This is a genomic window from Bacteroides sp. D55t1_190419_B8 (assembly GCF_015558905.1).
Lineage (GTDB): Bacteria > Bacteroidota > Bacteroidia > Bacteroidales > Bacteroidaceae > Bacteroides > Bacteroides vicugnae.
This window is the reverse complement of sequence record NZ_JADMOU010000002.1, coordinates 187,050-204,275: the sequence shown is the minus strand read 5'-3', so window position 1 is coordinate 204,275 and position 17,226 is coordinate 187,050. Positions and strand designations below refer to the sequence as shown.

The window sequence follows — 17,226 nt, the reverse complement described above, 5'->3', positions numbered from 1 at the left end:
CAACACCCTGTGTTTTAGGTATCTATAAGGCTGTTTTTGCACAAAACTATTACATGGTGAACAATATTGATATGAAAAAAGTGGAAAAATGGGGAGATTAAAAACAATACTTTTACCCTTTTTTTAGCACTTGTCGTATGTTTGTTATCGAAAAATTCTAAAGTTAAACCTTAGATTTATTTATGTATGTACAAATTAAAAGAATTATTTTTAATGTTTGTCCTCGCTTTTGTTAGTATGGCTGCATACGCACAAAGTCTGACAATAACCGGTAAGGTGGTTGATAGCGAAGGATATGAACTGATTGGAAGTAGTGTTACTATTAAAGGTGCTGTCGGGGTTGGAACAGTTACCGATATAAATGGTAACTATACTTTAAAAGTAAAAGATGCATCTAAAGATGTGCTGATTTTTTCTTATGTGGGGATGACTTCACAGGAAGTGAAGGTCAATAATCAAAGTGTAATTAACGTAACTTTAAAGGCTGATGCTGTGATGCTGGACGAAGTTGTTGCTATTGGTTATGCTACTGTAAAACGTAAGGATTTAACCGGTTCGGTAGCTTCAGTAGGCGGACAAGAACTTTCTAAAATTCCAGTTAGTGATGTAACACAAGCTTTGAGCGGACGTATGGCTGGTGTGATGGTACAACAAAGTGAGGGGGCTCCAGGTTCTACTGTTTCCATACGCGTACGTGGAGGAATTTCAATTACCCAGAGTAATGAACCACTTTATGTTATCGATGGATTTCCCAGCGAAGATGGTATGGCTAGCCTAGATCCCGCTGAAATAGAAACGATTGACGTACTGAAGGATGCTTCCGCCACAGCTATTTACGGTGCACGTGGTGCCAATGGTGTTGTAGTGATTTCCACCAAGAATGGTAGTAAATCCCACGGCAAAGCAACAGTCACTTTTGATAGTTATGTAGGCTTCAAGACTTTGGCCAAAAAGCTCGATGTACTTTCTCCTTACGAGTTTGTACGACTGGATTACGAACGCACCTTGTGGAGAATGAGTACAGGTGATGCTGGTGCTGACGGTATGACATCATGGGAGAAAAGATATGGTAAATATAGTGATATCGAAGCCAACTATGCCAATCGTCCCGGAATTAACTGGCAAGATGAAGCACTGGGACGTACAGCTTTAACACAGAACTATCGTGTTGCAGTCTCCGGAAAGACTGAAAAGATGAATTATAGTTTGGCTTATTCGTTCTATAATGAAGAAGGAGCTATGGTGTATAGTGGTACTAAGAAACACAATATCTCTTTTAACATGAATCATGAAGTTAACAAATGGCTCACGGTAAATTCTCGCATCAGTTATGACCAGAGACGTGTAGAAGGCATGGGAACTTCAGGAGATAGCGACCGTTTCAATAAGATGCAACATATCCTACAATACCGCCCCACAATCGGTATTCAAGGAACTGATGCAGAACTTCTGGCAGGTGAAGACCCCATTTTAGCTGATGACAGTGGTAATGTAATGCAGAATCCTCTAATTTCTGCTGCCGAAGAAATTAATGATAGAGAGTGGCGTACTTTCCAAGCCAATGGAGGTGCTACGATTAAATTGCTAAAAGGATTGTCGTTTCGCAGTACAGTAGGTATGCTCTATCAAACTCGTCGTAATGATGTGTTCTATGGTGCAGAATCGCAAACAGCTAAGCGTTCCAGTATCAAAGGTACTATTACGAATCTCGAAAATAATAGTTTTCAGACTTCCAATGTTTTGACTTATGCTTGGAATAACAAGATACATGATATCACTGCAATGGTTGGCCACGAGTTTATAAGCAAATGGGCACGTTCGTTCTCAGCAGGTGCTACTCAATTTCCGAATGACGAAATCGGACTGGGCGACCTTTCATTAGGAACACCAAGTACTCCTACTTCTTCTGAGAATTATGATGATAAGCTGCTTTCTTTCTTTGCTCGCGTAAACTACAGCTTGTTGGATAAGTACCTGTTTACAGCTTCAGTACGTGCCGATGGTTCTTCAAAATTCGGAAAGAACAATAAATGGGGATATTTCCCGGCATTTTCTGCTGCATGGCGTTTGAGTGAAGAAAAATTCATCAAGAATTTGAATGTCTTCTCTGATTTGAAACTCCGTGTCGGTTATGGCTTGGCAGGTAATAACCGAATCGACAGTTATCAGAGTCTGGCAATCATGAGTTCTGTTACAGCTGCTAATGGCAACGGCGCACAGGCTGGTTATGCTTCCAATCAAGTTCCTAACCCCGATTTGAAATGGGAGGCTAACAAGACGTTCAATTTAGGTATGGATTTTGGTTTCTTGAATCAACGTGTCACTTTCTCTCCGGAATTCTACATCAACCGAAGTAGTAATTTGTTGTTGGCGGCCAAATTGCCTTACTCATCTGGTTATCAGAATATGATTATTAATGCAGGCGAAACTCAAAATATCGGTATCGACTTGACTATTAATACAGTGAACTTCACCAACAAGAATTTCTCATGGAATACGACTGTTACATTATCTCATAATAAGAACAAAGTCAACAAGCTGACAGGTGAAGACGTACAGTTGTATTTGGCAAGCTTTGGTTATTCTGGTGCCGGTGCGTCCCATCAAATTGCAGTTGGACAACCCTTAGGACAGTTCTATGGCTATGTTACAGATGGTCTGTATCAGGTAAGCGATTTCGATTATGATGCAACGACTAATACTTATACCTTGAAGGATGGGGTTCCTTATCATGGAGACAAAAAACAAATTCAACCGGGTTATTGGAAATTTAAGAATGTGGATGGTAGTGAGGATAATTTGATTACGGAAAATGACAAGACTGTTATCGGTAATGCATTTCCTGATTTCTATGGTGGTATTAACAATACCTTTACTTGGAAAGATTTTGATTTGAGCATTTTTTTGACCTATAGCTACGGAGCAGAAGTACTTAATGCCACGAAACTGACTAATACAAAAACAGCTTTGACCAATAAGAACGTGTTGGCAATAGCCAATGAAGCTAACCGTTGGGTAACCGTAAACAGCAATGGAGAATTGATTAAGAATCCGGAAGAACTGGCGGCTGTAAATAGGGGAAAAAGCGTTGCTGTATTTGGTGACAACGGTTCGAACAATACATACATTCATTCGTGGGCTGTGGAAGATGCTTCCTATCTGAAACTTAGTAATATAACCATCGGATATTCATTCCCTAAAAGAATGATTAATAAGCTTGGTTTAAGCAAATTACGTATATACGCCACTGGAAACAACTTGCTGACATGGACACCTTATACAGGTTTTGATCCAGAGGTTTCTACAATGAGCGATGCTCTGACTCCGGGCGTTGATTTCGGTGCTTATCCCAGAAGTCGGTCTTTCGTATTTGGTGTTAATGTAGCATTTTAATTAGGATAAAAAAAGGGAATACAATGAAAAATAAAATGATATATGCGCTTGGCGCACTGATGGTGATAGGATTTGGTTCCTGTGATTTAACGGAAAAGCCTACTTCATATTATGAGAAAGATACTTATTTCGTGACAGAAGACAAGGCCCGAATGGCAGTTGTAGGAATCTATGACTGTTTGGAGACCGGTGAATATTACGGCCAATACATTATGCCTTTCTTCGGTTCGGATGATATGTTTATGGTAAGAGGGGTTGGTGGAGATGGAACTCGCCGTGATTTGTCTCACTATATGTATACTTCTTCGAATACATGGATTGCTTCCGTTTGGGAGTTTGCCTATCAAGGTCTTGACCGTGCCAATCTAGCAATTGCTAGTATTGAGCAGATGGAAGGATATGAAGGGAATACAGCTTTACAGGAATTAGTTGGACAGGCCAAATTTCTTCGGGCATTCTTGGCCTTCGATTTGGTAAGATTCTTTGGGGATGTGCCATTTAGCGTAGATTATACAAGCGGCTATGAACAGACTTCCAAACCTCGCATGGATCGTGAATTGATATACGATCAGATAATTGACGATTTAAACTTTGCAAAGGAACATTTGTATGTAGGAAGTGCAGTTGCTTCTTCTGAAATTCCATGTAAGGGGGCGGCTCGTGCATTATTGATGAGGGTGTATTTGCAACGGGCCGGCTATAGCCTAAGCAGCACTACCGGAAAGTTGACCCGTCCGGATGATACTACCCGCAAGAGCTATTTTGAAGCTGTGATTAGGGAATGGGAGACATTCAAGGTAGAAGGTTATCATAATTTCTATGGTGGCGGTTACGAGCAACTCTTCAAAAACTATTCTCAATTGATTCTGAATAATCAGGAAAGTTTGTGGGAGATTGCTTTTGAACCCAATCAAGGACAAACAGACAATTCTGGAATGTGGGCTACTTACAATGGCCCGATAGTAGATGCTCCGGGTAGTTATTCTGGCACGAGTTCATACATGGGACGCGCCAATGCTTTCTTTACGGTATTACCCTACTGGAAATCATTCTATGAATCGAATGCGGATGGTAGTCAGAAGGATGTACGTCGGGATGTAAATTTCGTGGATTATGCGTATGTATGGAATGCTACTACCGAAACTCAGGATAAGTCATATACGGCCAGTTCTATAGCCAAGAGTTTATATCGTTATCCGGGTAAATGGCGCAGAGAATGGATGGCTTTGGGTTTTGTGGATCCCAACAATACTGGTGTGAACTATTGTCCTTTGCGTTATGCAGATGTTGTATTAATGGCTGCAGAGGCTTATAATGAGACTAACAATGCAACAGAAGCCTGGAAGCTACTGAACGATGTACGCCAGCGTGCAGAGGCTACTCCTATTACGAGTGCCAACTATGCAAGTCTGATGAAAGCTCCTAAGGTGTATAATTTGGATTTTATTGATGATAGTGACGATGCTGGGAAATTTCGTACAGCTTTGTATTGGGAACGTGGTTTTGAACTTTGTTACGAGGGACAACGCAAGTATGACTTTCTTCGGTGGGGATGTCTGGGTGATGCTTTGAGAGCTGCACAAGCTTACATAGAATCCTGGTATCCAGATGCTAATGAATACATTAATGCAAGTACACTACAAAGTTGGGATCCTGTTTCATGGGCATCAAGCAATTATGTGGCTGGACATAACTTTGTGGATGGCAAACATGAATTGTATCCCATTCCGTTAGCTGAGATACAGTCGAATGCAGCTTTGAATGGACAGAACAATCCGGGATTTGAATAAAAACCCTCCGTAGAGTATTTCACAGGTAATAAAAAGAATATTATTCTGTCATAAAACAGACGTAATAATCTTTTTATTACCTGTGAAACTTCTTTCCATAGAATCGTGTAATGAGTTTTTGATTTGTAGGCAATTTTGCATATAGAAACAGTTATTTATAAGACATATTTTTATGAAGAATATTTTATTGTTGGGATATGTAGTTGTTACGTTATTGGAATGTTCTAGTTGTGCGTCTCCTCAGCCCGAAGAAGACTATGGTTGGCTAAAGAGTGCAATAGATACATCTGTCAGGCAATTGGAAGAAACTGTAGCTGATATAGGTGATTCTGTTTTATTGCCTCGTTCCATCTGGACTGGTTATGATATAGATTTCCTATGCAGCCAACTGCAACAGAATCCTATGACCTTTAAGGACTCCTTACGGGTAAAACCCGTGACGGAAGTATTGGGTACTCGTCGTTATTGCACTTCTATCTATGACTGGACAAGCGGATTCTTTCCCGGCAACCTGTGGCTAATCTACCAAATAACAGGCAAAGAAAATCTGAAGGACGCTGCCATACATTTTACAAATTTTCTCTATCCAGTAAGGAAATATAAAGGTACGCATGATATCGGATTCATGATGAATTGCAGCTACGGCAATGCCTATCGTTTGGCTCCTGCAGACAGTGTACGTCAGGCATTGATACAAACCGCTGATAATCTGTGCGGACGTTTTGATTCCAAGATAGGATGTATTCGTTCGTGGGACTTCGGACGGTGGAATTTCCCCGTTATCATAGACAACATGATGAATTTGGACCTTTTGTTTTATGTATATCGACTTACTGGTAATCCGCAATACAAAGAGATTGCTCTACAACATGCTCGCGTAACACAACAACATCAGTTTCGGGAAGACTATTCCTCTTATCATGTGGTGAGCTATAATGACGATCGGAGTGTAGAAGAGAAATGTACTCACCAAGGAAAGAATGACGATTCAGCTTGGGCACGCGGACAAGCTTGGGGTGTATATGGATACACATCCTGCTATCGCGAATCGAAAAATACGCTCTTCCTGCAACAAGCTAAAAACATTGCAGCAATGATAATGGACCGTGTGAAGACTGAAGACCTCATTCCTTTATGGGATTACGATGCCCCCGATACTCCTGAAACACCCCGTGATGTATCAGCAGCTTCTATTACAGCCTCGGCACTAATAGAACTTAGTACCTTGACGGAAAATGGACAAATATATCTGAATTATGCTGAAAAATTACTTCATTCACTTTCTTCAGATGCGTATTTGGCAAAAGCCGGTACCAACCAAGGATTCCTGCTGATGCATTCAGTAGGCTCACTACCTAATGGTTCGGAGATCGACACCCCACTGAATTATGCCGACTACTACTATCTGGAAGCATTGCTGCGATACATGCAGGTAAAAAGATTAGACTACGAATCGCTTTAATTGAATAGAATATTACTTTTATGAAAAATTTGAAATACATTTTGAGCATTGTTTTATTAACAGTGTCCTTTTACATTCAAGCGCAGCAACTCAAAGAAGAAGCTTTCAGCCTCTTAAATCTGGACTATCAGGGTATGCAGGAGGTTAAAGCCGCCTATGCTGCACAAAATTATGACGAAGCTGCCAAAGCACTGTTGAATTATTACCGGCATCGCACGGGAATCTTCCATCCTGATATTGATTTGAAGAACATTCAAATTTCAAAAGAAGAGCAAAAGTGGGCGGATGACGCTTTGGAACATACATTCTTTGTACATAAAGGATATCAACCTTCTTATAATTATGGCAAAGACATCAACTGGCAATATTGGCCGGTGCAAGACAATGAACTACGTTGGCAACTGCATCGCCATAAATGGTTTACTCCTATGGGAAAAGCCTATCGCCTTTCAGGTGATGAGAAATATGCCAAAGAATGGGCATACCAGTATATGGATTGGATTAAGAAGAATCCTTTGACACAGGTGGAACCGGAAGAATATGAACTGGTCAGTGCCGGTGAAGTAAAAGACAATGCGGAGAATGTACGTTTTGCCTGGCGTCCATTGGAAGTCAGCAACCGTTTGCAAGACCAGACCTTGCAGTTCTTGTTGTTTGTCGATTCACCGTCGTTCACTCCAGAATTTTTGACTGAATTTCTAGTGAATTATCATCGCCATGCACTGCACATTCTGAATAATTATTCCGCTCAGGGTAATCACTTGCTTTTTGAAGCTCAGCGCATGGTGTATGCAGGAGCCTTCTTTCCAGAGTTTAAAGAGGCTGCCTCTTGGAGGGAAAGTGGCATCAGCATTCTGAACCGTGAAATCAAAAAGCAAGTTTATCCGGATGGAGGTCAGTACGAGTTGGACCCTCATTATCATTTGGCAGCAATCAATATCTTTTGTAAAGCTTTGCGCATGGCGGATGTTAACGGTTTCCGTCAGGAATTTCCTGCTGAATATGTGAATACGGTAAAGAGCATGATCGAATTCTACTCAAATATTTGCTTCCCTGATTATAGCAATCCTTGTTTCAGCGATGCCAAACTGGGTAATCGTCCGGCAGAAATTAAAAATTATAAGGAGTGGCTCAATATTTTCCCGGATTGTGAATGGATACGCTATTATGCAACCGAAGGACGTGAAGGCACTCCGTTGCCTAATCTGTCTCATGGTGCTTTGACTTCTGGCTTTTTCACTTTCAGAAACGGGTGGAAACAAGATGCTACAGTAATGGTGGTGAAAGCAGGTCCGAAGGGCGAATGGCACTGTCAGCCCGATAACGGAACTTTTGAACTTTGGTTTAATGGCAAGAATCTGTTTCCCGACAGCGGCTCGTATGTGTATGCCGGAGATGATGAAGTGATGAAGCTTCGCAACTGGTTCCGCCAGACTTGCGTTCATAATACACTGACATTGGATGAAAAGAATCTACAAACCACGCAGTCTGTCACTAAACTTTGGAAACCAGAAGGTAATGAACAGATCCTGGTAACGGAAAATCCGCATTATGACGGGCTGAAACACAGGCGTTCCGTATTTTTTGTTGACCAGACGTATTTTGTCATTGTTGATGAGGCAGTTGGAGATGCCAAAGGAACAGTGAACCTGAACTATCATTTCTGCGAAGGAAATGTCAATGTGGATGAAAAGAATAATATACTGACCACCGCTTTTGACGGACCGAACAATGTGAAGCTGCAATGCTTTGCCGAGAAAAAAATCTCTACCAGAGAAAAGGAAGGCTGGAGTTCGATTGCTTATCGTCAACGCGTAGCCCGCACTTCCGTATCATTCGATATAGTCAAGGAAAGTCCGGCCCCGGTACGTTACATCACAGTTATTTATCCGGTGAAGGATACAGCTTCTTTCCCCTATATCAAGGCGAAATACCTGAATAAAGAATTCGATGAAAACGGTGTGAAGATAGAAGTATCTGTCAATGGTAAGAAACGCCAATTAGAGTATCATTTATAAGCGGCAGTGGTTATGAATCGACTATCATTTTTATTTTTGCCCCTCACAGCTATTGGAGTATCTGCTTGTAGTTCAGGTAAACTCAAGGAAGAGGTGAAACGGCCCAATATCATTTTTATGATGACGGACGACCATACTACACAAGCTATGTCGTGCTACGGAGGTCGTCTTCTCCAGACTCCCAACATGGATAGAATTGCCAACGAAGGTATCCGCATGGACAATTGTTATGCGGTCAATGCCCTGTCCGGTCCGTCAAGGGCTTGTATCTTAACGGGCAAATTCAGTCATGTCAACGGATTCACGGACAATGCCAGCACTTTTGACGGCAGTCAGCAGACTTTCCCTAAATTATTGCAGTCAGCAGGCTATCAGACTTCAATCGTTGGTAAGTGGCATTTGATTACAGAGCCTCAGGGATTTGATTATTGGTGTATCCTGACAGGACAGCATGAACAAGGGGATTATTATAATCCTGCTTTCAACGAGAATGGAAAGCAGATTGTAGAACAAGGATACACTACTGATATTATAACAGACAAAGCTATCGAGTATCTGGAGAATAGAGATAAGAGCAAGCCTTTTTGTATGATGTATCATCAGAAAGCGCCACACCGCAACTGGATGCCTGCTCCCCGTCATTTGGGTATGTTCAACAATACGACTTTTCCCCAACCGGCCACATTCTTTGATACCTATGAAGGCAGAGGTTCTGCAGCCAAAGAACAGGATATGTCGATTGAGCATACACTTACGGACGATTGGGACTTGAAATTGCTGACTCGCGAAGAAATGCTGAGAGATACGACCAACCGTTTGTATCAGGTTTATAAACGTATGCCTGCCGATGTACAAGACAAGTGGGATTCCGTCTATGCACAACGCATTTCCGAATATCGCAGCGGCAAACTGCAGGGCAAGGAACTTATAAGTTGGAAATACCAACAATATATGCGCGATTATCTAGCAACGGTAGTGGCTGTGGATGAAAACATCGGACGCATACTCAGCTATCTGGAAAAAAAGGGCGAATTGGATAATACAATCATTATCTACACTTCAGACCAAGGTTTTTTCCTGGGTGAGCATGGATGGTTTGATAAACGCTTTATGTATGAAGAATGTCAACGCATGCCGTTGATAATCCGATATCCGAAAGCAATAAAAGCGGGTAGTATTTCGGATGCAATTGCAATGAATGTGGATTTTGCTCCTACCTTGCTGGACTTTGCGGGAGTGGATATACCAGATGATATTCAAGGTAAATCATTGAAACCTATTCTGACCAATGGAAGCAAGACTCCTGCCGATTGGAGAAAGGCGGCTTATTACCATTATTACGAATATCCGGCAGAACACTCGGTAAAGCGGCATTACGGTATTCGCACGGCTGATTTTAAGCTGATTCACTTCTACAATGATGTGGATGAGTGGGAAATGTATGATTTGAAGAACGACCCGAATGAATTAAATAATATATTCGGCAAATTAGAGTATGCTGATAAGCAAACAGAACTAATGTCGTTACTGAAAGAGGTTCAAAAACAATATAAGGATGAAGATCCTGACGAAAAAGAGAATGAACTGTTCAAAGGTGACAGACGGTTCATAAAGAACTGATGCCTTGCAAGCATGAAATATAGTACATTTATAGGGTTTTGAGCCCCTTTTAATCAATAATAAGACAGTCAGTTTGAAAGAGTTGGTTACTTTCAACAAATAAAAATAAGATTCAAAAATGAAAAAGATATTATTAGGTTTACCTGCCTTTTGTCTGTTGATGTCATGTAACAGTTCCGGACAAACAGCCGTTATAAAAGTCGCTGAAAAAACGATGATGCACGAAGTCCGTGCAACTCCTTCACCGTTGAATGACGCACATGTTGCGGTGAATCCGCCGCGTTTTATGTGGCCGGACAAATTTCCGCATTTAGGTTCCGTTTTAGATGGTGTACCGGGGCAAGTGGACGAAAAGCCGAAAGTACTTTACCGGATTCGTATTTCCCAAGACAAAAATTTCCAAAAGGATGTTCTGACGGGAGAACGTGCCTGGGCTTTCTTCAATCCTTTCCAGTGTCTGGCTCCGGGAAAATGGTATTGGCAACATGCTTATGTTACTCCCGAAGGTAATGAAGAGTGGTCGCCGGTTTATCAGTTCTATATAAATAAAGATACACCGGAGTTTAATCCACCTGCTTTAGAGAAAGTATTGGCGGGTTACCCTTCCCATCATCCCCGTGTATTGTTAGATGCCGATGATTGGGAGGAGATCATAGCAAAAAATAAAAATAATCCGGAAGCTCGGGCATATATAGACAAGGCTGTCCGATGCATCTCGCATCCGTTGAAACATCTTTGGGAGGAGATAGATACAACGAATGTGGTTACATTGACCAACCTTGTACAGCGTAAGTCTGCCCTTATACGGGAAAGCCGTAAGATTGTGGATAGGGAAGAAGCTAACGTAGAAGCATTGGTACGTGCCTACCTATTGACGAAAGATAAAAAATATTATCGGGAAGGTATCGACCGATTGAGCGAAATTCTTTCCTGGCAAGAAAGCAAATACTTTGCAGGCGACTTTAATCTATCCACTTTATTATCTATGAGTACATCTACATATGATGGATTCTATGGCTTGCTGTCTCCTGAAGAGAAACAACTGCTATTGGACAACATTCGCAATATTGGCGATAAGTTCTATAATGAATATGTCAATCATCTGGAGAACCGTATCGCCGACAACCATGTATGGCAGATGACTTTCCGTATTCTGACGATGGCGGCATTCGCTACGGTTGGTGAGATACCGGAAGCATCAGTGTGGACAGATTATTGCTATAATGAATGGATTTCCCGCCTTCCCGGTCTGAACAAAGATGGTGCCTGGCATAACGGAGACGCTTATTTCCATGTAAATATACGCACCTTAATAGAAATTCCGGCCTTCTTCTCACGTATTTCAGGCTTCAATTTCTTTGCTGATCCGTGGTATAACAATAATGCATTATATGTCATCTACCAGCAACCTCCTTTCTCCAAATCCGGAGGTCATGGCAATTCGCATGAGGGACAGCATACTCCGAACGGAGGCCGCGTAGGATATGCTGATGCCATAGCGCGTGAATGTAACAACCCGTGGGCGGCAGCCTATGTACACGAAATCATGCAAGAAGACCCCGATATCTTCTCGAAAGCTTTCGAAACCAAACCGGCGGACCTGACGTGGTATCGTTGTATTACTAAAAAGGAAAGACCTGCTTATAGCATGCGCTTGTCGGATTTACCGGCATGCAAAATCTTCAGTCAAACGGGTACTGCTTTGATGCATACCGACATCGGACACCATACTAACAATGCGATGCTTTCTTTCCGAAGCAGTCCTTACGGTTCTACTTCTCATGCCTTAGCGAATCAGAATGCTTTCAACACCTTCTTTGGCGGTAAAGCCATCTTCTATAGCAGCGGACATCGTACCGGGTTTACAGATGACCACTGCATGTATGCCTATCGGAACACTCGTGCCCATAATTCCATATTGGTAAACGGTATGGGACAAAAGATAGGAACAGAAGGTTATGGTTGGATTCCCCGCTATTACGAAGGTGAAGAAATCTCTTACGTTGTAGGTGATGCTTCCAATGCCTATGGCAAAGTCATTTCTCCGTTATGGCTGGAACGCGGACGTTTGTCCGGCACTCGTTTTACTCCAGAAATGGGTTGGGATGAGAATAAACTGGATTTCTTCCGCAGGCACATTGTCCAATTAGGACGTTCGGGACTATTTGTCATTTATGATGAACTGACAGGTAAGGAACCTGTAAAGTGGAATTATTTACTGCATACGGTAGAACTTCCGATGGAAGTGGTTGAAGAAGGGGGTGGACTGCGTATTCTGGGAAAGAATAAGGTAGACGGAGTATCTGTAGCCCATTTGTTTTCCTCACAAAAGATGACTTACGCACAGACAGATACCTTCTTTGTGGCTGCTGTTGATTGGAAAAAACGACTTGGCAAGACACTCCCTAATCATTACCATTTCACAGCAACCACGTCTCCCAGCAATCAGGTCTGTTTTTTGAATGTGATTGATGTACATGGGAATAACCGTGCTGATGCTGTGGTGGATCGTGAAGGAAATCGCATAACTGTAAAAGAATGGGTTATTGAATGTAATTTAGATGGTGGAGAGAAAGCATTTCTCCGTATAGAAAATAAAAAGAAAGGTGTTTCGCTGAACTTTGATTATGATTTGAATAATGGTGCTACGACTATTGTAGATCAAGTCGGTGGTAAGCGTGTGGAAAAGAAACTAGTTGATACCTTACCGGATTTAGAGATATAGAAAGCATTTCTCATATTCTCATTAATTCACATAAACATCAGATAATCAAACAAATATCTTATGAGAAATACTTTTCAATACGGTATTTCTCATAAGATATTCTCTATTTTAGCTTAAATTTCAGCTTATTCTCATAACATTTCAGGGTATTTCTCATAGTCAGCTTACCCTCTCTTCCCTTTTCTTGGTTGAAGATAAGCAGTATTTCCGATTGTATTCACATATATAAATTTAGCAGTTCCTATTGCCAGTCTATTATTTAATGATTTGTCCTCCCGTATTATCCTCAATCCATCCAGCCTACTTACCTTTTGTGACAAGTCCCCATTAAACAAACGTTATACAGCTGTTATACTTCCATTATCCCATAACCATTTGTCCATTAACGTGCCGATATCGCTAACTTCCCACGGCCGTGGTAACTTCTTCCCACAGCCATGACGAGATCCTACCACGGCCGTGGGAAGATCTCGTCACGACCGTGACGAATTAAAGATACCGATACTTTAATGTAACTATACCGGTATCCCAACATAACTATACCGGCTACTCTTCCTATAAAGTCCCACTTGATTAATCTTAAAACAAGGCACTTGACAAGAAATCAAGGCTGACAATAAAAGTGCAGATGTTTTACTGTCAGCCTATTATCAGCACCTATTGTCAGGCAGTATAAAATTGATATTCAAGCACTTGAATGTCATCCTGACAGATTGACAATAAAAAGAGTACAAATCGCTAAGTATTAGCCTAAACAAAATAAGATGATTGCTCATTTCTGCATCTTTGTGGACCAATTCTGTTTTATTCTTTTGATTCTTATACACAGCTTTTTTAACGGGCATTTATAACAACTACCCCGTCCTAATTCAAGTTCTATTTCTAAATCCCGTGTCCGTTCGTTTAGCTCTATCCACATGCCCCGTAATGCATCCCGCTGTGATTTGGCTTCCCTGTACATTTCGAGTTCCTTGTCGCGTGCCCCTAAGAGAAAAGCATATGCCGAACACACTTCAGATTTACTGATGCAAAGCTGCTCCAAGACTTTCACGTATTCCGGGCTAATTCCTTTCTCCCTAATCTTCAGGAATCCACGGAGACTCTGATCGTTTACGACGGTTCTGTAATCCTTGAAATATGACATGATTACCTGCATATCCACCCAAAGTTGGATATACTCTTTTTCGATACCGTATTTCTTGGCCGCTTCTTCTATGCTAATCCATTCTGACATAGTGTTCGTTTTTTTATGTGTGATACAATGAAAGAGGGATACTCTTTTTATTATATTAGCACAACGGGCATCTACGCTTCCTGCAGTCCGGTGGCGGGGATTGGTCAGATTATATTGGGGTATTATGAATAAACCGACCGGATACAAGAAAGGCGCAGATGCTGTTGCACCATTATCCGTCTATGAGGCTTAGCAATACCCTTCGGAAGATAATGATAACAACAGACACCCACGCCAATCGTTTATATATAACACATCTCTGACGGATATGTTGATATACACCGTTCGCGTGGAGTATCTGCTGAATCACCTCTCTCCTTTAAAACTGCTAATTTTCATAGACGAGAGATAATACGCTTTTACTCTATTAAGAAATAAAACCACTTTCCACCAGTTCCATCACGCTGATGGGCGGAAAGCGTGTGACAAAGATAAATGATTTATTTGGAATATATTGGAAATAAGGCAATAAATACAAGAAGTTTTGCACTGAATGTTTATAAAATCAATGCCTTTGTGGGCATGTTCCACCATATCTAGCAGTTTTGATATAATACCAATGGCATTTGTATTTTGTATCCATTCTTTTGCGCTAAGGCAATAACTGTTCAATCCCACTTTTAATTATGTCGGATTCTACACAATTAAAAGTGGGATTGTTCAGCTTCTCCCAGATACCAAAAAATTCTACAGTGTTTCGATTCCTAAGCCAATTCGGGAAGAAGAATACAAAGGTAAGTACCTTATAATAGAAACAGACAAAAGAAAAACAATTCCGTTAATAAGCTCTCAACCCATAATCGAATCTCATCTTCTTGCTATCTTTCACTTCGATTTTCAACAGATTGCTCCCTTTCCGCAAGTAACGGCTGTAGTCACTGATATTGTATTGATTATATTGCCTGGTCTGCTTTGCTTCCTGCGCAAAGACTTCCACTCCATTCAACCACACTTTTGCTTCTCCGGCAACATTGAGCCACAAAGACAGGTGATTGAAGCCCTTATCTACATTAAAAGTTGCTTCAGATACTATTGTGGAACGAGGGGAACATTCGAAAGGCAAAGAAGTCATTTTCAGTTCCTGACCGTTCACACCGACAAGGCGGGTATTCTTGCTTCCATTCTGACTGTCCGCAATCAAAGTAACCGCATTCACGGGGGTGATTTCATACAAACGGTTGTGCATCAGGTGCAATAAGCCTTCCGGTATTTTAGTCACTTTCCGGTCATAAGTAATCAAGCCGTTCACTTCCCCTTCCACATCGGTGGTTTGTGTATAGACTGCCGCACTCAATCCCTGGGCAATCAGCGTTTCCAAATCATATAACAGGCGACCGTAGCTATCAATCAATGCCATTGCCCCGTCGATATTCTTATACCCCCAGTTTCTCATATTCGGATTCCAGATATGCTCCTTGATCGCCCAGCCATAACCGCCGAACTCTCCCAATACGGAAATACGGTTACCGTTATTCTCCGGCAGAATCATGGAAGTGACAGGATAATTATGTACGTCGTACATATCACCTACGCCTCTATCCGTCCACCCGGTCACCCCGTTTATCAGACGTGTATCGTCGTACTTAATCACTTTATTCACGATTTCCACCGTATTGTGCTGTCCCCATCCTTCATTGAATACAACCCAGGTAGTGATACAAGGATAAAAACGGAGACGGTCAATCATCTCGAACATTTCTTTTTGCCATTGGCGGGTATGTTCTTCGGGAGCATTCCAATCGGCAGTAGCCGACGGATTAACGTGTTCCTCTTTCTTCCTTGATGTAGCAAAACCGGATACCATATCCTGCCACATCATCAGACCGAGAGAATCGGCGTAATAATAATATTGTTCCGGTTCTACCTTGATGTGTTTACGGATCATATTAAATCCCATCTTCTTCAACTGCACCATGTCCCACAGCATCGCTTCCTCGGAAGGAGGAGTCAGCAATCCGTCGGGCCACCAGCCTTGATCGAGCGGACCGTATTGGAAGATGGGTTGATTATTCAGGCAAATGCGGTTATATCCGCACTCATCTTTCCGTACATCTACCTTTCTCAAAGCAAAGTAACTCTTTACCTGATCTAAAACACGCCCTCCATTGGATAAGGAAATATTCAGATGATACAGTTTCGGAGATTCGGGAGACCATAAAGCAGCATCCGGAACATCTATCTCAATCGCATCACGCAACTTCTGTTCCACCGTCCTGATTACTTTACCATCATCCAATACTTCTATTTTTACCTCTTCATTGCCTTTAGCTCCGGCTATGTCGAAATTCAGTTTTACAGACTTCTTCTCAATATCAGTGGAAGGAAGCACCTGACGGATATAAGTTTTATCTACCGCTTCCAGCCAGACTGTCTGCCAAATACCCGATACGGGAGTATACCAAATCCCTTCCTGATTGAGTTGCTGTTTGCCACGGGAAATAGATTCCGTATCTGTCGGATCGGTTACAGCTACCTCAATGCTTTGAGGCCCGCTTTTCTTCAAAAACTTAGTAATATCAAACGAGAACGGATTATTCCCTCCTTTATGCGTGCCGGCCAACCGGTTATTCACCCACACCTGACATTCATAATCCACTGCTCCGAAATGCAGGATAGTAGATTTATTCTTCCAGGAAGGATTTAGTGTGAACTCACGTTGATACCATAGTTTATCCGTAGGAAGAAATGTTTTCTGCACTCCGGACAGTGACGATTCAATCGCAAACGGAACAAGGATTTCCCCCTCAAAGGAAACATCCTTCCGGGGCGTGTTCTGATCCGTTACGGCATATTTCCACAATCCGTTCAGATTGATCCATTCTGCCCGTTGCAATTGCGGTCTGGGATAACTTTGCCACACATTTTCCGGCGTCACCTGTTCAGCCCATACTGTTTTGATTTTGTCTCCTTTAGGCTCCCATGCATGGGCAAACACCTGCGACATGGCTCCTAAAGCCAGAGTAAACAAGATTCTCTTATCCATA

Annotated in this window: 8 protein-coding genes; 6 read left to right on the top strand and 2 right to left on the bottom strand. The window is 41.8% G+C overall.

Going from position 1 to position 17,226, the window contains the following annotated elements; all coding sequences use genetic code 11:
• The first annotated feature begins 186 nt into the window (after positions 1 to 186).
• From I2I13_RS03090 to I2I13_RS03065, 6 genes are all read left to right on the top strand, one after another.
• On the top strand, positions 187 to 3,393 hold the full coding sequence (locus I2I13_RS03090) for a TonB-dependent receptor (protein ID WP_148367773.1): 3,207 nt from the start codon (positions 187 to 189) through the stop codon (positions 3,391 to 3,393).
• A 23-nt stretch (positions 3,394 to 3,416) separates the two neighbouring features.
• Positions 3,417 to 5,183 carry a RagB/SusD family nutrient uptake outer membrane protein gene (locus I2I13_RS03085; protein WP_195648733.1) on the top strand — a complete coding sequence of 589 codons (1,767 nt, stop codon included), beginning with the start codon at positions 3,417 to 3,419 and terminating at the stop codon, positions 5,181 to 5,183.
• 172 nt (positions 5,184 to 5,355) lie between these two features.
• Complete coding sequence (locus I2I13_RS03080; protein ID WP_148367775.1) at positions 5,356 to 6,645, top strand: DUF4995 domain-containing protein; 1,290 nt, start codon at positions 5,356 to 5,358, stop codon at positions 6,643 to 6,645.
• 20 nt (positions 6,646 to 6,665) lie between these two features.
• On the top strand, positions 6,666 to 8,663 hold the full coding sequence (gene hepC / locus I2I13_RS03075) for a heparin-sulfate lyase HepC (RefSeq protein WP_148367776.1): 1,998 nt from the start codon (positions 6,666 to 6,668) through the stop codon (positions 8,661 to 8,663).
• 12 nt (positions 8,664 to 8,675) lie between these two features.
• On the top strand, positions 8,676 to 10,283 hold the full coding sequence (locus I2I13_RS03070) for a sulfatase (RefSeq protein ID WP_195648732.1): 1,608 nt from the start codon (positions 8,676 to 8,678) through the stop codon (positions 10,281 to 10,283).
• 118 nt (positions 10,284 to 10,401) lie between these two features.
• Entirely contained in the window at positions 10,402 to 13,008 is a 2,607-nt protein-coding gene (locus I2I13_RS03065; RefSeq protein ID WP_195648731.1) for a DUF4962 domain-containing protein, read from the top strand.
• A gap of 772 nt (positions 13,009 to 13,780) precedes the next feature.
• Here the strand turns inward: I2I13_RS03065 and I2I13_RS03060 are convergent.
• Positions 13,781 to 14,242, bottom strand: coding sequence for a hypothetical protein (locus tag I2I13_RS03060; protein WP_148367780.1), 462 nt, complete (start codon positions 14,240 to 14,242; stop codon positions 13,781 to 13,783).
• Positions 14,243 to 15,020: 778 nt separating this feature from the next.
• On the bottom strand, positions 15,021 to 17,225 hold the full coding sequence (locus I2I13_RS03055) for a glycoside hydrolase family 2 protein (protein WP_195648730.1): 2,205 nt from the start codon (positions 17,223 to 17,225) through the stop codon (positions 15,021 to 15,023).
• Position 17,226 lies beyond the last annotated feature (1 nt).